General features: G+C 60.4%; 20 protein-coding genes. 7 read left to right on the forward strand and 13 right to left on the reverse strand.

The genetic code is table 11. The features are described from left to right. Window positions 1-7: 7 nt before the first annotated feature. The gene (gene fahA / locus ACZ89E_RS17730; RefSeq protein WP_476256152.1) at window positions 8-1,312 is read right to left on the reverse strand and encodes a fumarylacetoacetase; all 1,305 of its coding nucleotides are present in this window, start codon (window positions 1,310-1,312) and stop codon (window positions 8-10) included. A 3-nt stretch (window positions 1,313-1,315) separates the two neighbouring features. Continuing rightward, window positions 1,316-2,620 (reverse strand): homogentisate 1,2-dioxygenase, encoded by a 1,305-nt coding sequence (gene hmgA / locus ACZ89E_RS17735; RefSeq protein ID WP_476256153.1) that lies wholly within the window; start codon window positions 2,618-2,620, stop codon window positions 1,316-1,318. A 166-nt stretch (window positions 2,621-2,786) separates the two neighbouring features. Between hmgA and ACZ89E_RS17740 the strand changes: the two genes are divergently transcribed. After that, window positions 2,787-3,566: an IclR family transcriptional regulator gene (locus tag ACZ89E_RS17740; RefSeq protein WP_476256154.1), complete on the forward strand. Its 780-nt coding sequence runs from the start codon at window positions 2,787-2,789 to the stop codon at window positions 3,564-3,566. A gap of 3 nt (window positions 3,567-3,569) precedes the next feature. Here the strand turns inward: ACZ89E_RS17740 and ACZ89E_RS17745 are convergent, their stop codons facing one another. The 9 genes from ACZ89E_RS17745 to ACZ89E_RS17785 all read right to left on the reverse strand — a co-directional run bounded on the left by ACZ89E_RS17745 (window position 3,570) and on the right by ACZ89E_RS17785 (window position 16,911). Beyond that, window positions 3,570-5,975 (reverse strand): dermonecrotic toxin domain-containing protein, encoded by a 2,406-nt coding sequence (locus ACZ89E_RS17745; protein WP_476256155.1) that lies wholly within the window; start codon window positions 5,973-5,975, stop codon window positions 3,570-3,572. Window positions 5,976-6,173: 198 nt separating this feature from the next. Then, on the reverse strand, window positions 6,174-8,723 hold the full coding sequence (locus tag ACZ89E_RS17750; protein WP_476256156.1) for a helix-turn-helix transcriptional regulator: 2,550 nt from the start codon (window positions 8,721-8,723) through the stop codon (window positions 6,174-6,176). A 448-nt stretch (window positions 8,724-9,171) separates the two neighbouring features. Further along, window positions 9,172-10,539: a DUF1329 domain-containing protein gene (locus ACZ89E_RS17755; protein ID WP_149657541.1), complete on the reverse strand. Its 1,368-nt coding sequence runs from the start codon at window positions 10,537-10,539 to the stop codon at window positions 9,172-9,174. A gap of 23 nt (window positions 10,540-10,562) precedes the next feature. Next, entirely contained in the window at window positions 10,563-12,356 is a 1,794-nt protein-coding gene (locus tag ACZ89E_RS17760) for a DUF1302 domain-containing protein (RefSeq protein ID WP_149657542.1), read from the reverse strand. A 528-nt stretch (window positions 12,357-12,884) separates the two neighbouring features. Beyond that, window positions 12,885-13,796, reverse strand: coding sequence for an SDR family oxidoreductase (locus tag ACZ89E_RS17765; RefSeq protein ID WP_149657544.1), 912 nt, complete (start codon window positions 13,794-13,796; stop codon window positions 12,885-12,887). Window positions 13,797-14,030: 234 nt separating this feature from the next. Then, window positions 14,031-14,933 (reverse strand): alpha/beta fold hydrolase, encoded by a 903-nt coding sequence (locus ACZ89E_RS17770; protein WP_476256157.1) that lies wholly within the window; start codon window positions 14,931-14,933, stop codon window positions 14,031-14,033. After that, window positions 14,933-15,715: a class II aldolase/adducin family protein gene (locus ACZ89E_RS17775; RefSeq protein ID WP_463259429.1), complete on the reverse strand. Its 783-nt coding sequence runs from the start codon at window positions 15,713-15,715 to the stop codon at window positions 14,933-14,935. Before ACZ89E_RS17775 ends, ACZ89E_RS17770 begins: the two co-directional genes overlap by 1 nt. Window positions 15,716-15,848: 133 nt before the next feature. Beyond that, window positions 15,849-16,535: an LrgB family protein gene (locus ACZ89E_RS17780; protein ID WP_476256158.1), complete on the reverse strand. Its 687-nt coding sequence runs from the start codon at window positions 16,533-16,535 to the stop codon at window positions 15,849-15,851. Further along, window positions 16,525-16,911: a CidA/LrgA family protein gene (locus ACZ89E_RS17785; protein ID WP_476256159.1), complete on the reverse strand. Its 387-nt coding sequence runs from the start codon at window positions 16,909-16,911 to the stop codon at window positions 16,525-16,527. The genes ACZ89E_RS17780 and ACZ89E_RS17785 overlap by 11 nt, the downstream gene beginning before the upstream one ends. A gap of 96 nt (window positions 16,912-17,007) precedes the next feature. Here ACZ89E_RS17785 and ACZ89E_RS17790 point away from each other — a divergent pair, with 96 nt between their 5' ends. Then, window positions 17,008-17,904, forward strand: coding sequence for a LysR family transcriptional regulator (locus ACZ89E_RS17790; RefSeq protein WP_476256160.1), 897 nt, complete (start codon window positions 17,008-17,010; stop codon window positions 17,902-17,904). Here the strand turns inward: ACZ89E_RS17790 and ACZ89E_RS17795 are convergent. Continuing rightward, the gene (locus ACZ89E_RS17795; protein WP_463259426.1) at window positions 17,885-18,340 is read right to left on the reverse strand and encodes a flavodoxin; all 456 of its coding nucleotides are present in this window, start codon (window positions 18,338-18,340) and stop codon (window positions 17,885-17,887) included. The two genes, ACZ89E_RS17790 and ACZ89E_RS17795, sit on opposite strands and share 20 nt — an antisense overlap. A gap of 151 nt (window positions 18,341-18,491) precedes the next feature. On the opposite strand from ACZ89E_RS17795, the gene ACZ89E_RS17800 reads away from it, so the two are divergent. Both ACZ89E_RS17800 and ACZ89E_RS17805 read left to right on the forward strand, forming a co-directional pair. Then, a complete protein-coding gene (locus ACZ89E_RS17800; RefSeq protein WP_149657551.1) occupies window positions 18,492-18,968 on the forward strand; it encodes a PAS domain-containing protein in 477 nt (158 codons plus the stop codon). A 54-nt stretch (window positions 18,969-19,022) separates the two neighbouring features. Then, the gene (locus ACZ89E_RS17805; protein WP_054616118.1) at window positions 19,023-19,628 is read left to right on the forward strand and encodes a hypothetical protein; all 606 of its coding nucleotides are present in this window, start codon (window positions 19,023-19,025) and stop codon (window positions 19,626-19,628) included. 3 nt (window positions 19,629-19,631) lie between these two features. Here ACZ89E_RS17805 and ACZ89E_RS17810 read toward each other — a convergent pair whose 3' ends face one another. After that, on the reverse strand, window positions 19,632-20,591 hold the full coding sequence (locus ACZ89E_RS17810; RefSeq protein WP_476256161.1) for a MerR family transcriptional regulator: 960 nt from the start codon (window positions 20,589-20,591) through the stop codon (window positions 19,632-19,634). A gap of 211 nt (window positions 20,592-20,802) precedes the next feature. On the opposite strand from ACZ89E_RS17810, the gene ACZ89E_RS17815 reads away from it, so the two are divergent. From ACZ89E_RS17815 to folE, 3 genes are all read left to right on the forward strand, one after another. Continuing rightward, window positions 20,803-21,372, forward strand: coding sequence for an antibiotic biosynthesis monooxygenase (locus ACZ89E_RS17815; protein ID WP_463259423.1), 570 nt, complete (start codon window positions 20,803-20,805; stop codon window positions 21,370-21,372). A gap of 157 nt (window positions 21,373-21,529) precedes the next feature. Next, window positions 21,530-22,240, forward strand: coding sequence for a dihydromonapterin reductase (gene folM, locus ACZ89E_RS17820; protein ID WP_149657554.1), 711 nt, complete (start codon window positions 21,530-21,532; stop codon window positions 22,238-22,240). Between the two features lie 21 nt (window positions 22,241-22,261). Continuing rightward, window positions 22,262-22,837 (forward strand): GTP cyclohydrolase I FolE, encoded by a 576-nt coding sequence (gene folE, locus ACZ89E_RS17825; protein ID WP_149657555.1) that lies wholly within the window; start codon window positions 22,262-22,264, stop codon window positions 22,835-22,837. The last annotated feature ends 2 nt before the right edge of the window (window positions 22,838-22,839 follow it).

The raw sequence follows: 22,839 nt of genomic DNA on the forward strand, positions 1-22,839 counted from the left end.
GATCCCCTTAACGCGCCGGCACGACTTTGCCACGGCATTCGCCGAAGCCGATGGAGGCAAAACCCTCGCGGCTGCAACGGGCGCGCAGGATGATTTCGTCGCCGTCCTCCAGGAACTTGCGCACTTCGCCCGACGCCAGTTCGATCGGCTTTTTACCGCCCTCGGTGATTTCCAGCAGGCTGCCGAACTGACCGCTTTCCGGCCCCGACAAAGTGCCCGACCCGAACAAATCACCGGCCTGCAATTGGCAGCCATTGACGCTGTGGTGCGCGACCATTTGCGCCACGGTCCAGTACATGTGTTTGGTGTTGCTCAGGGTCAGGCGATGGGCCGGCAGGTTTTGCTCGCGCATGGTTTCGGTGAGCAGCAACACTTCCAGCTCGATATCGAAAGCGCCGCCCTCCTGATCGCGTTTGTCGGTGAGGTACGGCAGTGGCAGCGGATCACCTTCCGGGCGTGCCGGTTGGGCGCGGCGGAATGGCTCCAGCGCTTCGGCGGTGACGACCCACGGCGAGATGCTGGTGATAAAACTCTTCGACAGGAACGGCCCCAGCGGCTGGTATTCCCAAGCCTGGATGTCCCGCGCCGACCAGTCGTTGAGCAAGCAGAAACCAGCGATGTGATCCGCCGCATCGCCGATGGCAATCGAGTCGCCCATGTCGTTGCCCTGGCCGATCCAGATCCCCAGTTCCAGTTCGTAATCCAGGCGTGCGCACGGACCGAACGTTGGCTCGGTCTGACCGGCCGGCAGGGTCTGGCCCTTTGGACGACGCACGTCGGTGCCGGACGGGCGAATGGTCGAGGCGCGGCCGTGGTAGCCGATCGGCACGTATTTGTAGTTCGGCAGCAACGGGTTGTCGGGGCGGAACAGTTTGCCGACGTTTTGCGCGTGCTCGATGCCGACGTAGAAGTCGGTGTAGTCGTTGATTTTCGCCGGCAGGTGCATCACGCAATCGGCGGCCAGAGGCAGCAGTTTTTTGCCCTGGGCTTCGATCTTGCCATGCAGCGTACTGCCTTCGGCGAACAGTTCCATCAAGCGTTCGCGCAGGGCCACCCGGGCTTCGCGACCGAGTTCGAAGAAGGCATTGAGCTGACCGCCACGGGTCGCTTCGACCGCTGTGCGCGCCGCGCCGTCAAACAGGCCGGCGTCCAGCGCTGCTTCCAGATCGAAAATATGCTCGCCGATAGCGACGCCACTGCGCGGTGCCGAGCCGTTCACGCTGAACACACCCAGCGGCAGGTTTTGCAGCGGGAAATCCGCATGGCCGTTGGCGGAGGCAACCCAGCTACGAGGGGTGGAAGTCTGAGTCATGGGTTATCTCCGGGTCGGGTCGAAAGTGACGGGCAGCGTGGCCCAGCAGGCATCGTAGTTGGATTGCAGTTGCGGGCATTCGAGGGCGAACTGGCTCGGGCGCAGCACCTGGCTGGTCTCGAACATGAAGGCCATGGTGTTGTCGATTTTCGCCGGGGCCAGTTCGGCGTTGATCGCTTTGGTGCAGCTTTCGCCGTCCGGGCCGTGGGCGCTCATGCAGCTGTGCAAGGACGCGCCGCCGGGCACGAAGCCTTCAGCCTTGGCGTCGTATTCGCCCTTGATCAGGCCCATGAATTCGTTCATCAGGTTGCGGTGGAACCACGGCGGACGGAAGGTGTTCTCGGCCACCATCCAGCGCGGCGGGAAGATCACGAAGTCCAGATTCGCCAGACCGTGGACGCTGGTTGGCGACGTCAGGACGGTGAAGATCGACGGATCCGGGTGATCGAAACTCACGGTGCCGATGGTGTTGAAACGGCGCAGGTCATATTTGTACGGCACGTTATTGCCGTGCCAGGCCACCACGTTCAGCGGCGAGTGATCGAGCTCGCAGCCCCACAACTGGCCGAGGAATTTCTGCACCAGCGTGGTCGGTTGCCGCAGGTCTTCGTAATGGGCCACCGGGGTCAGGAAGTCCCGTGGGTTGGCCAGGCCGTTGCTGCCGATTGGCCCCAGGTCCGGCAGGCGCAATGGCGCGCCGTGGTTTTCGGCGATGTAGCCCCGGGCTTGGGGGTCGAGCAGCTCGACGCGGAATTTCAGACCGCGCGGCAACACGGCGATTTCCAGGGGTTCGAGTTCCAGCACGCCCAGTTCAGTGGCGATGCGCAAGCGGCCCTGTTCCGGCACCAGCAGCAGTTCACCGTCGGCATTGAAGAACACGCGCTCCATGGAACGGTTGGCGCGGTAGCTGTAAATGCTGATCCCGGACGGTTTTTCCGCGCCAGCGTTGGCGGCCATGCTCACCAGGCCGTCGATGAAATCGGTGGGTTCGCTCGGGATGTCCAGCGGATTCCAGCGCAGGCGATTGGGGGTTACTTCACCCAAAGGGCCACCGGCCAGTTGCCGCTCAAGTTTGACGAATGCCGGGTGATTGGCCGATGGCTGAATGCGGTACATCCAAGTGCGCCGGGCTTCGCTGCGGACCATGGTGAACGCAGTGCCGGAGAACAGCTCGGTGTAGAGGCCGTACGGGACTTTTTGCGGGGAATTGCGGCCGACAGGCAAGGCACCGGGCAGTGCTTCGCTGCTGAATTCGTTGCCGAAGCCTGACTGATAAGCCAGCGCTGGCGCGGTTGAATCGGGGTTCATGGAGCCTCCTGAACAGGGAGTTGGCAATGGCCTGTCGCTCTGCTGCAGAGGTCTCGGCACGCCTGGGTTGTTTTTATCGTAATCGAATTACGCATAACGTAATTTGATTGGTATTGACCGTCAAGCTATAAAGACGCCCATTCGTCCCGGGATTCAGACCGCCTCCATGGAAAAGCCGCGCACCAACGATAAACAGAAAGTCCGCTCGGCCGAGGTCGGCACCGACATCCTCAAGGCCCTGGCCGAACTGTCGCCCTCGACCTCATTGTCACGCCTGGCCGAACACGTGCAGATGCCGGCGAGCAAGGTTCATCGCTATTTGCAGGCGCTGATCGCCAGTGGTTTTGCCGAGCAGAACGCCGCCACCAACCACTATGGCCTGGGCCGTGAAGCCCTGCGTGTGGGCCTCGCTGCACTCAACAGTATGGACGTGCTGAAAGTCGCCGCCCTGCCCCTGGCCGAGTTGCGCGACGATCTGAATGAAACCTGCTTTCTGGCGGTATGGGGCAATCAAGGCGCAACCGTGGTGCACATCGAACCGGCGGTGCGCGCGGTGACGGTGGTGACGCAATTGGGTTCGGTATTGCCGTTGCTCAGTTCTTCGACGGGGCTGGTGTTCAGTGCCTTCCTGCCGGATCGGGAAACCGTTGAATTGCGCGAACTGGAAATCCAGGCCAGCGAAGCCCATGCCCTGACTGATGAGCAGGTGTACGCAGCATTGCGCGAACAGATCCGCGAACGCGGCTTGCACCATGTTCACGGACTGTTGATGCCGGGCGTGGATGCGTTGTCGGCGCCGGTGTTCAACGCGGTCGGCAATGTCGCCGCCGTGCTGACCATCGTCGGCCCGACGTCGTTGTTCCACGCCGATGAAGACGGCCCGGCGGCGCAGCGCTTGCTGGCGGCGACCCGGGCCGTGAGTTGGCGGATGGGGTATGAATCCTAGGCGTCAGCGTACCCAGGCTTTACTGTGCGACTCGGTTTTTAAGGTGTCCTGGACAATTTCCAGCAGCACTTCGTGTGGCACCTTAAGACCTGCGGCCTTCGACACCAGATCAGCCAGGGTCTTCGCATCACCCGCGAGATCAATCAAGGTTTTCTGCAGGCTGGAGACGGCCGGCTTGCCCAGTTCCTTGTACTTGCCATAACCCAGCGTGGCCAGTTCGATCAGTGCAGTCTTCACCCGATCGGCAGCCTTTGCCCTGTCTCGGTAGTGATACGCCTCAATGCCCTCAATCACATTTTTGGTGATTTGCACCGCGCTGACGGCGAGACCAACCGGCGGGATCGCCAGACTGAGGACTTGTGCCGCCAGCATCACCGTGTCGTAGGTCACCTTGGCAATAATCTCTGCAAGGCTGGTGGTTACCGCATCCACATCGTCAATGACCCGCCGGATCATTTGCTCGTAAGCCCCGGAAAAGTTGCGCACACGGCTGCCCACCTCGAGATCCGGCGCCTTGACGGTGCTCTTGGAAGCGAGCAGCGCATCGAAATATTCACCGGCGAAAGTGCGATTCAGGTAGTGAACCCGGTCAATGTAGTACTGGCGCAGATCATTGATGCGTACAGAGGTGTCGAAATTCTCCAGCGGACGGAACCAGATTCCATCCGGCGCTTGCGGGGTGTACAGATAGTCTTTCACTTCGCGCCCTTTCATGAAGCGAAACACATAGACGCCTTCCACGGGCCGGCGGCGACCGAGGTGGAACTGATAAACACTGTTTTGGTTGACCGGCATGTCGCCTATGAACGGAGCGCCGTTGATATCTGGTGTACGCAGTGACGCAATGGCTTGTTTGAAGTCGTGGAAGACTTCACGGGAAATCCGCCCCTGAAAGTAAGAAGACAACGCGGCTCGATTCATTTCGGCCTGTTGGCGCTCGAAGTGCACGTCACGCCGGAATGTGTAGGCCGGATCGCCGGGATTCAAATAAACCGAATGCAGCATCTCGATGTATTTTTCGCCGGGGCGCAACGTCCGGGACCAACCGGCCAGGTCGAGAATATTGAGTTTATTTATCGAAGGATGATCTGCCCCGACGCGGAACCTGGGGTAACTATCGACTGGCAGACGATCATTCTCCACGGCGTAGAACGCTTTCTCTCGGGTAATCACCGAGGTGAGTGACATTTTCTCCTGTGGTCCGAACTCGATATTGATCAGATCCGGATTGACGGTGACGACTTCGCCACGCTCTTTCAGTACGCCCTCCACCCGATCCTTGATGAGGGAGTAGGCGAACTTCTCGTAGGATACAAGTGCGGCCTCGCGTCCTTCAACGGTATACAACGCTTTGAGTTGTGTATTCAGGCTGGCAAATTCCTGACGTTCATCAAACGATGCCGTTCGATAATTAGGCGGCGCCAATTCAATACTTTCAAATCGGTCCCATCTTACTTGCCCGGAGACTACACCCGCTAATGGCGGCTCGCGCAGCGACTGTGCAACATCCACAAACCTCACCGATTCAAGTGTCCAGGCTCGAACATTCCGACTTAGTTCGCGAAGAAAATGACCAAAGCTCAACTGATATCGACTGCCTACTTGTTGAGATAGAAAGTCCGGATGCCTGACCGTCAAGTTATGAATATGCGCTCTTGCTTCGTCACTATTGGCGACCCGATGCCAAACACCACCGTCGGGATCGCCCGGCGTAAAGTACACGCCCTGACCCTCGGGCTGGCTTCGCTCGCTGATGAGGAAGAGATTTCGCAGTGGAGCACCGGTGCCTTGTAAAACAACACCGCGGACTAACATCGATGGATCACCCTGCAGCAACCTTTTCAGCCAGTCCTCGCTTATTGCATTGTCCGGGCGCTCAAACCGATCGCAAAACGCAGTGAACTCCATCTGCCGAGCCAGGTATTCCTGAGAGGCGTCATGCACAGCCTGCGACGGTTCGTTAATAAGCATTTGCGCATAATCAGAGCGGATGTCCACTTGGGACAGCCAGTTCTCCAGCGAAAAATACGAGATCGCGGAAGACGTCTGCCCTTCGAACGAAAGCGTGATCCGGTCTTTGTCTTGCTGACCAAAAATCGCATAGTCGGTTAACGAGCGACGATCTTCCTGAATCACTTCCCGATTACCCAACTTATATCGATAACGTGTTCTGACAATGCAGAGATCCGGATCAATCGACGTATGGGTTGCACTGCGCAGCCATTCCAGCGCGCGGAGTCGAGCGTATGCCCTGAGCGAAGCGCGGGGGCCCATGACTTTTTTCAGTGCAACTTCAGCTTCCAGCATCGCCGTTTGAAGAATGTCAAAGCGGCGCATCGTATGTTCGCCAAATTTTTCGCGCCAATAAGAAAGTATGGAACTGCGATCTTCTACTGTCTTGATATCCACTTCTACTCACCTTGTGTTATTCGGAAAGCCTGATGACTCCCCTTTCAACAACAAAGCTAATCAGCACACCGTAAAAATAACAGCGCCGACCCATTGCCACTTATGTAGTGCAATCGGCCTGATTACAGAATACAAACTTTGCAAATGATACAACTTCAACCAAAACAAACTGACATTACAGGCTTCATAAAACAATATTCAGATCAATAACCCCAGCCCCTTGGCCTTGGCGACTGCCTGGGTTCTACGCTCCACTCCCAACTTCCCGTGAATGCGCCGCGCATGGGTTTTAACCGTATGTAACGAGATGAACAATTGTTCTGCAATCTGTTGATTGGAATTCCCTCGAGCAATCAACTCCAGCACTTCAAGTTCTCGCTGACTTAGCGGGTGATCAGCCTTGCAGTGTTCCACCGACAAGTGCTCCTCATGATTGACCAGTTGCTTGATCTGTTCTGGCAAGCGCGAGCAGATATCTCGCCTCGCTTGCTGAAAATGGCAGCGGTCAACCCGCTCTTGAGCCTCGCGCCAAGATTCACGGGCGCCCGTTTCATCACCGATAAGCCATGAGACTTCAGCCAGGGCGAATAACAGTTCGGTCTCCAGATTCACCGAGCCACTACGCCGAGCGTGCTCCAGCAGCCGGTTCAGTTGCAGGATCGGATCCGGGCAGCGATGCAAATACACCTGCGCCAACACCAACAGGTATTCAATACGCGCAATCAACTCCAGCGTCGCTGGCGGCGCCTGCCGGGCATTCGGTCCGCAGTAATGACGCAACACCCGGCTCAGCGCCTCTCGGGCCAATTCCGGCCGTCCTTGTTGCAACCAGAATTGGCTGCTCACCTGCAACAACACGCCGCGATACACCGTGTCGGGAATCTGCCGCTGCTGCATCAGGCGTTCGGCGTCGCGCAAGCGGATAAAGGCCTGGGCGTAGTCCCCTTGATTCGCCGCCAGTTGCGCCTGCCCAAGGAAGCCGTACAACACGCGCTTGTCCTGGCTGCGCAAGCAATCGTACAGACCCGAATCAAAGAAGCCGGCCGCTCGCTCATCCAATCCCTGACTCAGGGCCAGGCGACCTCGGCGCAGGGCGATACGCCCCAATAACGGCGTGGCCGGATCGGGCTGCTGACTCAACAGTTCATGGATATTGGCCAGCAGGCTTTCGGCGCGCTCGGCCGCGCCGCGCTGTTCCAGCAACTGCGCGTGATCGAGTTCCAGCAAGCCTTCAAACAGCAACGAATCCTGCGCCCGCGCCAGGCACAGCGCTTCGCGATTAAGGGCCTGGGCGACCTCCAGCTCGGCGTTGAGCAAGGCTTGCTGGGTCAGCCCGGACAGGCACAACAAACGCACGGGCCAGGCATTGGCGCCCAGCGCTTGCAAAGCGTCGAGAAAATGCTCGCGCGCCGGTGCCATGCGCCCCTGAAGATGCAACAACCAGCCCATCTGGGCCTGCCAGCGCGCCAACAATTGACGCTGTTGTATCGCCGTCGGCTGCGGGGCAAAACGCTCCAATTGCGCAATGCAATTGGCCGCCTGCTCGAAGCGACCGGCGAACAGCAACGCCGCCGTAACCAACCCGACCAAATGCGGCGTACCGAGCATTAGCTCATCGCCCTGCTGCTCATGCAGGCGCAGCAACAACACCACATTCTGGCCAAGGAACACGTGCTCAAGACTGAAGTGCTGCAACAGGCTGACCGCCACTTCGAAGGCTTCGGCGAGCAACGCCTGTTCGAACGCCGCTTGCCAGTCCTCCTCGGCACAAAACCACTGACAGGCACGACGATGCCAGGAACGTCCGGCCGGCCAAGGTTCGTCGCGCATTAACTGGCGTAACGGCGCGAACACTTGCAGCCAGTCCGGCGAATCCTGCCAGGCTTCGATAAAACAACCGCGCACTTGCAGTGCCTGCATCCAGCGCGCGCCCTCCCCGGCTCCGAACAGGTGCTCGCACAGGCTGGCATTGAAACGCGGCAGATGGGCCAGCACCCGCCAGGCTTCGGCCAGTTCGGCGGGCAGGCTGGCGAACAGTTCGTGCTGCAAATAATCGAGCAGGGTCGAGCGGCCGGGGGAATGATGATCCCGCGCCCACTGGCAACTATCGAGCAAGGCAATGCGCACGGCGGCGCACCAGCCACCGCTGCGCTGGAAAATCCGGCGGGCGGCTTTGGCGGCCACGGGTGCCTCGACATGTCGCAGCAAGTGCTCGATCTCGGCCAGGGTGAACGCGAGTGTCCCCCCTTCGGATTCATGCAACTCGTCATCCAGCAACAGGCGCGGCCAGTTGCAGTGCGGCCGCCGCCGACCGCTCAGCCACCAGGTAATCAAGGGATTGCTGACGGCCAGGAGCTGATCGAGCAGGCCATCCAGTTCGGGCGCGGGCACGCGGCAGTAATCGTCGAGAAACAACCAGATGGGGGTCTGCACCCGGGCCAGGTACGCCAGCACGGTGGACTCCTGCGCCGAGGGCAACTCCAGAACCTCGGCCAGGCGCTGACAGAAATCGTCTCGGCTCAACACCACACCGCTCAACGCCAGCCACACCACCCGACACGATGGTGGTGCCTGCAACAAACACTCGGCCAGCAGCGCGCTCTTGCCACTCCCGGCAGGGGCACACAGCAGTTTTACCCGGGCTGGCGACGTCAGCAACGGTTCGCTCAACCGAGCCCTGGGCAGGTGATGGGACGACAGGCGAGGAAGGAATCCAGGACGATCCAGACACGGGGTCATGGCGGTCATTGCGGCGTGCCTTTTATAGTTGTGCCGCAACCCTAGCCCTGTACAACGCACTTGTTGAGAAGTATTCAGAACGCTGATTGCCCCTCATAAAGCACGCGACCCACCAGTCACGCACAACCCTGTAGGAGCGAAGCTTGCCCGCGAAGACGTCAGCACATCCAACGATGATGCTGGCTGACGGAACGCCTTCCCCCGTAGGAGCGAGGCTTGCCCGCGAAGGCGTCAGCACATCCAACGATGATGCTGGCTGACGGAACGCCTTCCCCCGTAGGAGCGAGGCTTGCCCGCGAAGGCGTCAGTACATCCAACGATGATGCTGGCTGACGGAACGCCTTCCCCCGTAGGAGCGAGGCTTGCCCGCGAAGGCGTCGTGTCAGCCAACATCATCGTTGGATGGGCAGCCGCTTTCGCGAGCAAGCTTCGCTCCTACAGGGGATTGGGGGGTTCCTTAGCGAACGCCCTCCGCACGCAGCGCCGATGGCGTGTAGTCCGCCGCCTTGGCCTCGAAGCCGAATTCAAAGCTGTGCTTCTCTTCGTTCTTCATGCCCAGGGCAATGTAGCGCCCGGCGATGATGTCGTAGAGCGCTTCGAGGGTGTAGGCCTGGGCCTGGTGATCGTAGTAGTACTGGGCGTGACCTTCGGCCACGCGCCACAGTTGACCGCGACCGTCGTAGTGATCCACCAGCGCCACTTGCCAGCTGTCTTCGTCGATGTACATGTGGCGCTTGGCGTAGATGTGCCGCTCGCTCGGCTTGACCGTGCCGACCACTTCCCACACCCGGTGCAGCTCATAGCGGGTCAGGTCCTGGTTGATGTGCCCGGCCTTGATGATGTCGTCGTACTTGAGGCTCGGCGAATCGAGTTTGTAGCTGTTGTACGGGATGTACATTTCCTTCTTGCCGATCAGTTTCCAGTCGTAGCGATCCGGTGCACCGGAGAACATGTCGAAGTTGTCGGAAGTGCGCAGGCCATCGGCGGCAGTACCCGGCCCGTCATACGCCACTTGCGGCGCACGCCTTACGCGGCGCTGGCCGGCGTTGTAAATCCACGCCAGGCGCGGTTCCTTCACCTGATCGAGCGTCTCGTGCACCAGCAGCACGTTACCGGCCAGACGCGCGGGCGCGGTGACGGATTGCTTGAAGAAGGTCAGCACGTTGGCGGCTTTTTCCGGGTCCAGGTCCTTCATCAATTGCGGCACGGCGATCTCTTCTTCGAAGCGGATCGGCGTGTAGCTGCCATTCGTTTGTGGTGTCACCTGGGTGATGATGCGCCGCAGGTTGCCGCCGTGGTAACGGGTGATGTGGTTCCACAACACCTCCACGCCGTTCTTCGGAATCGGGAACGCGTAGTAGCGATTGCCGGTGAAATTGGCCAGGCCGTTACCGTCGTTGATGCTGGTCACGTTCAGCGCGCTGCGCTTGGCCGACTCGTAGATTTCCGGCGGCACGGCCACGGTGCGGTGGGTCGGGTAGACCGGGATCTTGTAGGTTTCCGGGTAGCGCTTGAACATCGCCACCTGGCCTTCGGAGAGTTTGTCCTTGTACTTGTCGACGGTGGCCGGGGTGATCACGAACAGCGGTTTTTCGTTGGCGAACGGGTCAGCCAGAAAGCCCTTGCTGTCCACCGCCCCGGCGTTTTTCGGGATGCCGCCAGTCCAGGCCGGGATCGAGCCGTCGGCGTTGCCGGCCTTCTCCGCGCCCAGTGGCGTGAGCGTGGTGCCGAGTTTTTCGGCCTCTTGCGGCGACACCGCCGCCATCACGTTGGCAGCCAGCAGGCTCAGGGCCAGGGCGCCGCATTGCAGAATCATTTTGCGCATCTAAATCATCCTTCTCAGCCAGATCAGAAGTTCACGCCGAAGCTCAGCGCCAGGAAGTCGCGGTCAGTCAGGGTGTTGTAGTCCCCGCCAAAAAAGTCGGTGTAACTCAGGCTCGCGGTATAGGTGTTGCGGTAGTCCGCATCGACCCCGACGCTGATCGCCTTGGCGCCTTCGTTGAACAGGCCGTTGGGGCCGTAGCCGCTGACGTCATGGGACCAGGACAGGTTGGGCTTGAGGTTGATCCCGCCGATCACGTTGGCGTAGTCGAGGATCGCCCGGGCGCGATAGCCCCAGGAGGTCGAGGTGACGAAGCCGTCGGTGTCGCCACCGAAACCGTATTGGCCGTAGACCGAATCGCGGCCATAACGCAGCTTGGTCCGCGACTCCAGGCCACCGACCCGCACCACTGCCGCTTCACCGACCAGGGTCAAGCGCTCGGCGCCCCACACTTGGTCGACGAAATGCGTGAGGGTGCTCTGGATCTGGGTCACTTCCTTGCGCCGGTAGCCTTTGTTGTCAGCGCCAGGCGAGGTGGCAATCGGCGAAGCGACGCCGCCGGCAATCGGGTTGAGCAAGGCCAGGGTCAAGTCGTTGGTGTTGACCTGCACCGGGGCGTTGGGCCGGTAGCTGATCTCGCCGGTCCACGCGGTGCCGGTAGGCAAGGTGGTGGAGAAACTCGCGCCGTACAGGCGGATGTCTTCCGGGTATTCGAGGTAATACTGGCCGCGACCGAGCATCACGCTTTGCGCCAGCCCCGAACCGCTGCCCGGCGCCAGTCGGTTGGCAATGCCAATCATGCCCGGCAGGCTGGCCAGGGTCGATGCACCGGCCGTCACCGTGCCGACGGTTGGCGTGCGGCTGTGGTAGTTCATGAAGTACAGACCGTACTCGGTATCGTCACCGAGCCAGCGCAACGCCGTGCCCCACTGCCCCGAATCCCGCGCATCGCGGTCGCCGCCACGGGGTACGATCACGCCTTCGCGGGTGACCTGGATCGGCTGGCCAAAGGCCGATGCCAGCGGCGCCAACGGCGCAATCGCCGGGCTGCCGACGCTGTAGTTGTTGTTGCAACCGTCCGCCGCCACGTCGACACCGAAGTAGGTGCCGCAGTTGTCGAGAACGGTCTGGTCCCATTCCAGTTGATAGAAACCTTCGACGGTCAGTTGATCGGTCAGCCCCTGGGAGCCGAACAGCATGTTCACCGGGATCAAGCCTTCCTTGATCTCCGCACCGGGACGACGAAATGCGGACACGTCGATCGGGTTGATGCTGTTGATCGAGTTACCGATGAAGGTACTTTCACCCCAGCTCACGACCTGCTTGCCGGCGCGCACGGTGCCCGGCAAATCGCCAATGGAATAGTTGTGATAGACGAAGGCATCGAGGATCTGCGCCCCGGAGGATTTGGCGCCTTCCTTGCGGCCGCTGTCGCTGATCTGCTTGAACTCGCGGTCCTCGTCCTTGAGCTCAAAGTCGTACCAGTACTTGCCACGCACGAACACGCCGGTGTCGCCGTATTTGAGCTCCAGGTCGTGGATGCCCTTGACGATCTTGGAGAAGGTTTCGCCCTTCTTGAAGTTCAGCCGCCCGTCATCACCAGTGGAGGACTGGCCGGTGCCACCGTTGACCGTACCGACCAACGACTTGTCCGCATCGCGCATGCCCCAGCTCGCGCCGACGGAGAGCGACGAATCGAACGTGCCCTCGATTTCCCCGATGTTGAATGCAACGGCGTGCGCCTGGGCGCAGCAACCCAAGGCCACCGCAGCGGCGAGCGCCTGCGGTGTGAAGATGGCGCGCATTGTTGTTTTTGTCATGCGTCTTCCCCGGTGAGTGACAGAAGGCCCCACCCTACTGCCGCACGCCAGGAGCGATAAGCGCACCAAGGAGGTATTCGCGCTGTACCTCCAAAGGATGAATGCCCGCATGGCGCGGGGTTTTGCGCGAGGTATGGACGGGCTGGATGGCGGGTTATCAGGGGAATGGATGGACGCATTGGCGAGGTGCAGGCGACTGTTACATGCCCCGTAACAGTGCATGTCTGGAATCGCTATTTTTCCTTTGCCTTCAAACCCTTATTCTTGCCGGGCTTTCACGGGCAACCGCCGCAAAGCACGACGCGAAGGCTTGTGTTGAACCCCAGGTCTCTCGCGCAAGATTTCAGATGAGTTGAAGTGTTTCGAGTCATCGCCCCGTGTTCACTGACGTTGATTTATTGCTCCTTGATCTACGTCTTACTTCGGCCGCTGCGTTTGCAGCGGCCTTTTTTATGGGCGATGGTTTTTCAGCGGGGATGGGGTGAAGGGATCAGCAGGGCTCAGGCAAGCCCTGCCGGATGGCGCTGATCAGAGGGCGTACTTCTGCAAGTTCCCCATCATCTCCTTCAACGCTTCAATGTTGTCCTTCGGATGCGCCGCGCCTTCGAAATCACAAATCTGCTGCCAATGCGCCGCCACGTCTTCCGGCGAAAAGCCCACACGCGGATCAAACCCGGCACCGAGGCTGCGCTCCCAACGGACCTTGCCCATCCAGCCGCCACCCACTTCAAACAACCCCGACGTTTCCTGGCAATGCTCACTGGCCAAATACACCACCAGCGGGCTGACCAGTTCCGGCTTGAGTTGTTCGAACACTTGCGGCGGGATCAGGCCTTCGGTCATGCGCGTGCCGCCGGTGGGGGCGATGGCGTTGACCAGGATGTTGTTCTTGCGGCCTTCGATGGCCAGGGTGCGGGTCAGACCGTAGAGCCCGAGTTTGGCCATGCCGTAGTTGGACTGGCCGAAGTTGCCGTAGATGCCGGAAGTCGAGGCCGTGAAGATCACGCGGCCGTAATTTTGCTCGCGCATATGCGGCCATGCCGCGCGGGTGACTTTATAGGCGCCTTCGACGTGGACGCGGTAAACCAGGTCCCAGTCGGCGTCGTCCATTTTGTGGAAGGTCTTGTCCCGCAGGATCCCGGCGTTGTTGACCACGACATCGACACGGCCGAAGACGTCAAGGGCGTTTTGTACGAGTTTGTCGCCGTCGGTGACGGAGTCGTGGTTGGCCTCGGCCGTGCCGCCGGCCTCGCGGATTTCGGCGACCACACGGTCCGCCGCCGACGCGTTGGCACCTTCACCCTGAGCCGTGCCGCCGAGATCGTTGACCAACACTTTCGCGCCCTGTTTGGCGAACAGCAACGCATGCGCCCGCCCGAGACCGCCGCCAGCGCCAGTGATGATCACGACTTTATCTTCGAAGCGCACAGACTCATTCATGGGGGGACTCCAGCAGGCCTAAGGGACGATGACCTCGAGTGTCAGGCACGGGGCGTCGGGTCACAATCAAGACGAGGGGGCTGAATGGTGTGCGATAAGGCTGGGGGATGATGAAGTGAATGCTGTGAAACCTGTAGGAGCAAAGCTTGCTCGCGAAAGCGTCGTGTCAGCCAACATCATCGTTGGATGTGCCGCCGTCTTCGCGAGCAAGCTTTGCTCCTACAGGGATTAGAGTCAGGAACACGCCCGCTTGAGCGGCGCCGACACCTGCCGATCCCGAAACTCAAGATAGTGCTTGAGCACCTGCCCCGGCGCTTCGGTTTGCGGGTAGTGACCAATGCCCGGCAGCAGCACCGTGTCAGGGTTGGGAATCAGTTCGCGATAACGCTCGACCATGTGCGCACCGGAGATCGGATCGACCTCGCCATCAATCACCCGCAACGGCACTTCGCCGCGCTGCATGGCGCTGACCCAGCGATCACGCTGCACCCGTCGCTCCGGGATATAACCGATCAATTTATGCATGATCCGCGGCCCGCGATTGCTGTCGATCAGGCTCCAGAAATCATCCATTTCGCTTTCCGTGGGCCAGGTCTGGGGACCGGAGATCTGGCGGAAACTTTTCACCAGTGCGTCACGGGTAAAGGCACGACCGATCATCCAGCCCAATGGGCTGAGCAGGAGTTTCTGCGTCAGCAACGGGCGATGGGTTTCGGGAAACAAGCCCCCGTTGAGGAACACGCAACTGGCGATATTTACCTGCGCCTCATGGTGCCGGGCCAGCAACTCCTGGGCCACGCTGTCGCCGTAATCGTGGGCCAGCAGGTGCACCGGCTGCTCGATTTCCAGATGCGCCAACAAGGCCTGTTGCAAATCGGCTTGCTCCAGCAGGCTGTATTCGTGGTTCACCGGTTTGGCCGAGTCGCCGAAGCCGAGCATGTCGCAAGCGATCACTCGATAGCGCTGGGTAAGCGGCTGCCAGAGGTAATGCCAGTCCCAACTGGCGGTTGGAAAACCGTGGATCAGCAGGAGCGGCTCGCCCTGCCCGGCCGTCCAGTAACGGATGGCCTGGCCACGGAATACGAACGTCTGGCCGCGCTTGCGCCAGACACACAGCGGGATCTCGGCGAGTGGCATCAGAGTTTATAACCCGGGTCTTGTTTATCGAGTTTGCGCAGCAGCGCCGGCCAGGCCAGCGCGCCACCCATCCCTTGTGCGCTTTTGGTGACGCCGGCGATCATCGCCTTGGCGCCCGCCAGAATCTGCGGTTCGATGGCGATCAGCTCGGCGCCGCCGTTCTGCGCCAGCACCTGGATATCGCAGGCGCGCTGGAAGGTGAACATCATCAAAAAGGTGTCGGCGATGGTGCTGCCACAGGTCAGCAGCCCGTGGTTGTGCAGCATCAGGAAATTGTTTTCACCGAGGTCGGCTTGCAGCCGCGCTTTCTCTTCGTGGTTCAGCGCCACCCCTTCGTAAGCGTGATACGCCAGGCTCGAGAGCACGAACAACGACTGCTGGCTGATCGGCAGGATGCCCTGCTTCTGCGCCGACACTGCTACGCCGGCAGCGGTGTGGGTATGCAGCACGCAGACCACGTCGTGACGCACTTCGTGCACGGCGCTGTGGATGGTGTAGCCCGCCGGATTGATCTCGTAAGGGCTGTCCATCAGCTTGTTGCCGGCCTGATCGACCTTGACCAGGCTCGATGCGGTGATCTCGTGGAACATCAGCCCGAACGGGTTGATCAGAAAGTCTTCGGTGCCGGGCACCTTGGCCGAAATATGGGTAAAGATCAGATCATCCCAGCCATGGGAGGCGACCAGGCGATAACAGGCGGCGAGGTCGACGCGGGTCTGCCACTCGGCGGCACTGACCTGGTCTTTGACACTGTAGGGCGATTGGACGGGGGCAACACTCACGGCAAGAACCTCCTGGTTTTTATTATTTTGCTCACGTGTCAGCAGTCTAGTCAGCCCTCGGGGATCGTGTAGTTGCATTCGCAGCCAGCTTGATGGCCGAGCGAGTCAGAGACGCCAGGACCTTGGATCCATGTCAAAGCACCGACGCCAACAAGGGGGCCGCGAACAGATTCAGCAACCCCGTCAGAACCATGACCAACCCTGCGACAGAGCCTTCCTCACCGCCGACTTCATGGGCCCGGCTGACCCCGGCACCGTGAGCCCCGACGCCAAACAAGGCACCCCGCGCCAGGGCACTGCGCAGGGGCAACCACTTGAGCAGGATCCCGCCGAGCATCACCCCGATGACCCCGGTAAACATCACAAACACCGCGGTCAGTTCCGGTACGCCGCCGAGGTCATGGGCCAGTGGCATGGCAAAGGGCGTGGTGATCGAACGCGGCACCAGCGACATCGTCACCGAGCTGTCCAGGGCCAGCGCCTTGGCCAATCCGAACGAACTGCCGATGGACGCCACGCTGCCCGCCAGCATCCCGAGTGACAGCGCCGACCAATGCCGCGCCAACATCTGCCGCTGCTGCCAGATCGGCACCGCGAAGGCCACAGTGACCGGGCCCAGCACCCGCATCAGCCAATGGGTGTTGCTCGAATATTCGGCATAAGCGGTGTGCAGCGGCACGGCGAGGGCCAGCAACAGCGCCGGGACCAGGATCAGCGGCGACAGCACGTAACGCCCGGTACGCCGGTAGATCCAGCGACTGAACAAATACGCTAGCAACGTAAAGGCCAGCCAGAACATCGGCATCCACTCAAGCTTCATGGGACCTCCGCATGCGTACCGCCCACTCCACGGTAAACGCCGTCACCAGCATCACCGTCAGCGTGCTGACTCCAATCACCAACAGAATCCGCCAGCCGTCGTCGCGCATGAGGCCACCGTAATCGAGCAGGCTCATCAACGCGGGAATAAAGAACAACAGCATCTCCGCCATCAACAACCCGGCGCCCAGTTGCAACGCCGCCGGTTTGACCCAACCGAACGCGAACGCCAGCAGCAGCAACGCCATGCCGATCACACCCCCGGGGATCGGCCAGGAAAACCAGGCGGCCAATTGACAGCCGAGCAGGTAGATCGCCAGCAACACGGCCAGCTCGGCGATCAGTCGCGACAGGTATTTAACGGTGGTTGATTTCATGGTTTCGGTCCTCACAGGCGCTCATTTTACGGAGCGGGCTGCTATCCCCGAAGCGAATTGTTAGACTCGAAGCCATTCCAAAACGGAATCCGCACCATGGAATTCAAGCAGCTACGCAGCTTCATCGAAGTGATGCGCCAGGGTGGTTTCACCCAGGCCGCCAAGACCTTGCACATCAGCCAATCGGCGGTGAGCAAGCAAGTCGCACAGCTTGAGCAAAGCCTCGGCACCCCGCTGCTCGAACGCCTCGGCTCGCAGTTACGCCTGACCGCCGCCGGCAGCGTGGTGCTGCAACGGGCCGAAGGCATGCTGAGACTGCGCAATGAGTTGCTCAGCGAGCTGGATGACTTGAGCCAACTGGCCCGTGGGGAATTGCGCCTGGGGTTGCCGCTGCTGGGCAGTGACGCGTTGTTCGCCGGATTGTTCGCCGAGTACCGGCGGCGCTACCCGAACATCAACATTCATCTGCTTGAAGGCGGCAGCCGGAACATCGAACAAGCGGTGCTGAGCGGCGAACTGGAACTGGGCGGCAGTCTGCTGCCGAAGGATCCGCAATTCGCTTTTCAACCGTTCTGCGATGAACCGTTGGACGCGCTGCTGCCAGCCGCTCATCCGCTGGCCACCAAGACCGCGATTGGGCTGGAGGAACTGGCTGACACGCCGTTCCTGCTGTATCAGCGCAGCTTTGTGCTCAATGACCGTTTGCTGCAAGCCTGCCAACAGATGGGATTCACGCCCAGGGAAGGCGGGCGCAGCGGCCAGGCGGATTTTCTCGCGGCGCTGGTGGCCGCCGGGCAAGGCGTGGTGCTGTTGCCCAGCGTGGTGGCGCGGGGGCTGGTGCGGCCAGGCGTGGTGCGCCTGACCCTGAACGCGCCGGCCTATCTACGCTGGGACATTGCCTTTATCTGGCGCCAGGGTGCGTACCTGTCAAAAGCCGCCCAGGCTTGGCTCGCGCTGCTGCGTGAGCATCCGGTCAGCCGCGTAGAGCCGTGATCAGCTCCGCCAGCCAAGGCTCGGCGTCGGTTTCCGGCGTGACGCTTTCGCTGGCATCCAGGCGCAGCATCGGCAACACCTCGCGCAGGCCCAGCTCACCGAACAATTCGCGTATCTGCTCACCGCCGCCACAGAAGGTGTCGCCATAGCTCGCATCGCCCAGACCGATCACCGCACCGGGCAAACCGCGCCAGGCGGCAGGCAACTGATCACGAATCGTCGAGTACAGCGGTTGCAGGTTGTCCGGCAGTTCGCCCATGCCCGTGGTCGAGGTCACGGCCAGGAAGGCGTCGGGGCCGAAGGCCTGAATGTCCGCCAGGCTCGCGCGGGGGTTGTGCCAGGTCTCGAAACCGGCTTCTTTCAAAATATTCGCAGCGTGCCGGGCGACTTCTTCGGCCGTGCCGTACACCGAGCCGGAAAGGATGGCGACTTTCATCAATCTGTTCCTGATGCTGTAAAAGACGGGGGATATTAACAGCACCGGCAAAAAACCCGGCGATGGCCGCTCAATTCGTGCTGGTGGCCAGTAGACAGCTCATTTTGTTCTTCTAGAATGCAGCCCCCAAACATTCAGAAAGGACTCTCTGATGATCAACGCTCAATTGCTGCAACTGGTGGTAAACGCTTCCAACGACGGCATCGTGATTGCCGAAAAGGAAGGCGAGCAAGACAACATCCTGATTTACGTCAACCCGGCCTTCGAACGCATGACCGGTTACACCAGCGAAGAAATCCTCTACCAGGATTGCCGCTTCCTGCAAGCCGGCGACCGGGATCAAGAGGCGTTGGGGGTGATTCGTGCCGCGCTGGAGAACGGTGGCTCGTGCCGTGAAGTGCTGCGCAACTACCGTAAGGACGGCACGCCGTTCTGGAATGAGCTGTCCCTTTCGACGGTTAAAAACGAAAGTGACGGACAAACGTATATTGTCGGTGTACAAAAAGATGTGACCGTTCAAGTCAAGGCACAGCAGCGGGTAGCGCTACTCGAAATGCAAGTCGCTGAATTGCAGGCCGAGCTGGCTGCGCTCAAAACGACGAACGGCGAAAACAAAACAACGAATTAATTGTCATTAACTACAATCACCGATGACTTTGTAACTTTTATTTACGAGCAAGCCATGCAACGCGACGCACTCCTGACCCAGGATGAGCTGGATTTTATCCAGACCATGCAGCACAACCCGCAGCTCAATGTGCGGGATGCGACGTCGAGCCTGCTCGTTAATGGTGGATCGCAGATCCGTGACCTGCTCACGCGCCTTGCCGCGCATGAGCAGGTCACCATCCAGGCCAACTTCGAAAATCAGCAGATGACCTTCCCGCTGCACCTGGTGGAAGACGAGTTCCATGCGCTGCATTTGCGCCTGGGCGTGCCGAGTATTTTTGAAGACGGGCCGATGGTCCGGCCATGGCGCCTGACACTCGAAGAGCCGGTCGCGCTGGAGAATGCCAAGGGCCAGCCGGGCACGATGTGGGTGCACGAAGTGTCGTTCAAAGGGGTTTTGTTGGAAGTTCGCAACAAGACCAAGCCACCGAAGCATTTCGCGTTGTGGTTCAGCCCGTCAGGTTATGAGCGGATCGCCTTGCGCGGCACGTTCGAACGGGAAACCGAGCAAGGTTTCTTCGCCTATCAGTTGAGCCAGAGCGACAAGGACGAGACCGAACGTCTGCGTCAGTTCATTCTCCAGCAACATCGCCTGACCCATCCCGCCCTGCACGTCTGAGCCTCAAGTATCCAGGTTGCCCGCCAGGAACTGCTTCAGACGCTGTCGCATCAACAAGCCCTCGTTACCCAGACAACCAATCGACGTACCGGCCAGGCTGTCCTGTGCCAGGTCGGACGCATCACCGGCGAGCATCAGCCGGCAATCCAGGCTCAAGGCCAGGCGATTCAAGCGTCGCGGCAGCTCGGCAGCCGGTACGTGATTGGAAAACAGCACCAGCGCCAGCGGCTGGATTCTTTCGCAAACCAGGGTCAACTCATCGAAGGGCTGGCCGATCGTGAGCACCCGCACGCCCGAATCCATCCCGCTCAAATACAACGCGGCGACCAGCAATTCGAGTTCATGACACTGACCGGCCAGGGCGCTGACCACGATCCGGCGCTTTGAGGTATCACGGACCATCAACAGGCGCTGCGCCACGCGCGAGCGCAGAAACGCATCGAAGAACAACCATTCGCTGGTCTGGCCGAAGCCCTCCTGGCGCTGCAACAGTTGCTTCCAGAGCGGCATCAGAATGTCCTGGAACACCACAGGCAGCGAGTAACTGGAAAAGATCTGCCCGTATACCCGCTCCAGCTGGACGTCGTCAAACCCGCTGACAGCGGCCTGGACCTGTTGCTGCCATTGGGCGTAGTCGGCCAGCACGAGTTCATTGGGGATGATGTGCGAGAGCGCTTTGAGCGGCTCGGTCTTTGCCAGGATCTTGCCGACCTTGCTCACCGCCACACCGCGATCAATCCAGCCGAGGATGTTGCGCACCGTCTCGATATCGGTCATCGAGTACAGCCGATGCCCGCTTTCGGTGCGGGTCGGCTGGATCAGGCCATAACGACGTTCCCATGCCCGCAAGGTGACCGGGTTGATGCCCGTCAGGCGTGCCACCTCTCGAATCGGAAAAAGCTCTTCCCGTTCCAGGGAAGCAGCTGGCAACAAGCCAGGGACAACATCAGACAGTACAGGCATGGGACGACGATCGTTCATTGGATAAATTGGATCCCATTTAACGCCTATCCCCAGCAATCATTCAAGTTATTGATGGGTGACGAAAGTCTCTGGTGTAAATATCAGATTAGGGAATAATCCTTGCTTGTCCAAAGACGCAGCCCACTACCCCGGCGCTGTGACTGGCGAAACTCCTACCCGGAGCAACGCGTTTGTAATACGGAGATACAAAATGTCTACCTCACCCGTCACGCTGATGGTGGCGCGCCGCGTTGCCGATGGACGTTATCAGGACCTGATCGCCTGGTTGCGTGAAGGCGAACAACTGGCCACCGACTTTCCCGGTTATCTCGGCTCTGGCGTGCTCGCTCCGCCGCCCGACGATGACGAATTCCAGATCATTTTCCGCTTCGCCGACGAGCAGACCCTGCACGCCTGGGAGCACTCCGCCTCGCGTACCGCCTGGCTGGCACGGGGCAGCGACTTGTTCGCCCATCCGACCGAACATCGGGTCAGCGGCATCGAAGGCTGGTTCGGCGCTGCCGGTAATCGCCCGCCGCGCTGGAAACAGGCGGTGGCGATCTGGCTGGCGTTCTTCCCGGTATCGCTGCTGTTCAACTTTGTCCTGGGCCCGTTGCTCGGCGAAATGAGCCTGCTGCCCCGGGTGTTCATCAGCACGCTGTGCCTGACGCCATTGATGGTCTACTTCTTTATTCCGCTGTCGACCCGAGTGTTGGCCAACTGGCTGCACAGCACGCCGGCGCGGCCGTTGCCCGTCGCGCCCACCACCCAAAATCCGTAACCCCTGTAGGAGCGAGGCTTGCCCGCGAAGAACGATAACGCGGTCTGACAGATAGACCGAGGCGTCCTCTTCGCGGGCAAGCCTCGCTCCTACAGGTCGTAGGTGATCGCTCGCCGTCGCTGGTATAGTTTTGCTCTAACCGCGACGCGAGCCGTTCATGACCTCTTCCGCAGCCCCCCTCCTCATCACCGGTGCCGGCCAGCGTGTCGGCCTGCATTGTGCGCAGCGTCTGCTCGAAGACGGCCACCCGGTGATCTTCAGCTACCGCAGCGAACGCCCCGGCGTTCAAATGTTGCGCGACCTGGGCGCGACGGCGCTGTTCGCGGACTTCTCCAGCGAAACCGGCATCCTCGCGTTCATCAGCGAACTCAAGACCCACACCGACAGCCTGCGGGCGATCGTGCATAACGCGTCCGAATGGCTGGCCGAAACCCCGGACACCGAGGCCCAGGCCTTCACCCGGATGTTCTCGGTGCACATGCTCGCGCCCTACCTGATCAACCTGCACTGCGCCGACTTGCTCGAACGCTCGAGCCCGGCCGACATCGTGCACATCAGCGACGACGTCACCCGCAAGGGCAGCAGTCAACATATCGGCTATTGCGCCAGTAAAGCCGGGCTCGACAGCCTGACCCTGTCCTTCGCCGCAAAATATGCGCCGACGATCAAGGTCAACGGCATTGCCCCAGCCCTGCTATTGTTCAATCCCGACGACGACGCGGCGTACCGCGCCAAGGCCCTGGCCAAATCCGCGCTGGGCATCGAACCCGGCAGCGAAGTGATCTACCAGAGCCTGCGCTATCTGCTCGACAACCCTTATGTCACCGGCACGACCCTGACCGTCAACGGCGGACGGCACGTCAAATAAGCCACCCCGCGAGGATATTTCATGACGTTATCCCTGCCTCAGAACGCCTTATCCCAGAGCTATCGCGAGATCCTCATCGGCCTCGGTGAAAACCCCGACCGCGAAGGCCTGCAAGACACCCCAATGCGCGCCGCCAAAGCCATGCAATACCTGTGTCATGGCTACGAGCAAAGCGTCGAGGAAATCGTTAACGGCGCGCTGTTTTCCTCGGACACCGACGAGATGATCATCGTCGCCGACATCGAGCTCTATTCGCTGTGCGAGCACCACCTGCTGCCCTTCATCGGCAAGGCGCATGTGGCTTATATTCCGACGGGCAAAGTGTTGGGCCTGTCGAAGATTGCACGCCTGGTGGACATGTTCGCCCGGCGCCTGCAAATTCAGGAGAACCTCACCCGGCAGATCGCCGACGCGGTGCAGCACGTGACGGATGCCGCCGGGGTCGCCGTGGTGATCGAAGCCAAACACATGTGCATGATGATGCGCGGTGTCGAGAAACAGAATTCGACCATGAACACCTCGGTGATGCTCGGCGCCTTCCGCGAGTCGAGCAACACCCGCCAGGAGTTCCTGCAATTGATTGGACGGAGCAAGTAGCA

Source organism: Pseudomonas sp. TE3899 (assembly GCF_056279105.1).

Bases quoted from the DNA above. Each gene is read 5' to 3' on its own strand.
- ACZ89E_RS17790 (WP_476256160.1), top strand. From the start codon at position 17,008: ATGGAATTCAAGCAGCTACGCAGCTTCATCGAAGTGATGCGCCAGGGT.
- hmgA (WP_476256153.1), bottom strand. From the start codon at position 2,620: ATGAACCCCGATTCAACCGCGCCAGCGCTGGCTTATCAGTCAGGCTTC.
- ACZ89E_RS17800 (WP_149657551.1), top strand. From the start codon at position 18,492: ATGATCAACGCTCAATTGCTGCAACTGGTGGTAAACGCTTCCAACGAC.
- folM (WP_149657554.1), top strand. From the start codon at position 21,530: ATGACCTCTTCCGCAGCCCCCCTCCTCATCACCGGTGCCGGCCAGCGT.
- ACZ89E_RS17740 (WP_476256154.1), top strand. From the start codon at position 2,787: ATGGAAAAGCCGCGCACCAACGATAAACAGAAAGTCCGCTCGGCCGAG.
- ACZ89E_RS17805 (WP_054616118.1), top strand. From the start codon at position 19,023: ATGCAACGCGACGCACTCCTGACCCAGGATGAGCTGGATTTTATCCAG.
- ACZ89E_RS17815 (WP_463259423.1), top strand. From the start codon at position 20,803: ATGTCTACCTCACCCGTCACGCTGATGGTGGCGCGCCGCGTTGCCGAT.
- ACZ89E_RS17785 (WP_476256159.1), bottom strand. From the start codon at position 16,911: ATGAAATCAACCACCGTTAAATACCTGTCGCGACTGATCGCCGAGCTG.
- ACZ89E_RS17765 (WP_149657544.1), bottom strand. From the start codon at position 13,796: ATGAATGAGTCTGTGCGCTTCGAAGATAAAGTCGTGATCATCACTGGC.
- ACZ89E_RS17750 (WP_476256156.1), bottom strand. From the start codon at position 8,723: ATGACCGCCATGACCCCGTGTCTGGATCGTCCTGGATTCCTTCCTCGC.
- ACZ89E_RS17780 (WP_476256158.1), bottom strand. From the start codon at position 16,535: ATGAAGCTTGAGTGGATGCCGATGTTCTGGCTGGCCTTTACGTTGCTA.
- fahA (WP_476256152.1), bottom strand. From the start codon at position 1,312: ATGACTCAGACTTCCACCCCTCGTAGCTGGGTTGCCTCCGCCAACGGC.
- ACZ89E_RS17755 (WP_149657541.1), bottom strand. From the start codon at position 10,539: ATGCGCAAAATGATTCTGCAATGCGGCGCCCTGGCCCTGAGCCTGCTG.
- ACZ89E_RS17795 (WP_463259426.1), bottom strand. From the start codon at position 18,340: ATGAAAGTCGCCATCCTTTCCGGCTCGGTGTACGGCACGGCCGAAGAA.
- ACZ89E_RS17760 (WP_149657542.1), bottom strand. From the start codon at position 12,356: ATGACAAAAACAACAATGCGCGCCATCTTCACACCGCAGGCGCTCGCC.
- folE (WP_149657555.1), top strand. From the start codon at position 22,262: ATGACGTTATCCCTGCCTCAGAACGCCTTATCCCAGAGCTATCGCGAG.
- ACZ89E_RS17770 (WP_476256157.1), bottom strand. From the start codon at position 14,933: ATGCCACTCGCCGAGATCCCGCTGTGTGTCTGGCGCAAGCGCGGCCAG.
- ACZ89E_RS17810 (WP_476256161.1), bottom strand. From the start codon at position 20,591: ATGCCTGTACTGTCTGATGTTGTCCCTGGCTTGTTGCCAGCTGCTTCC.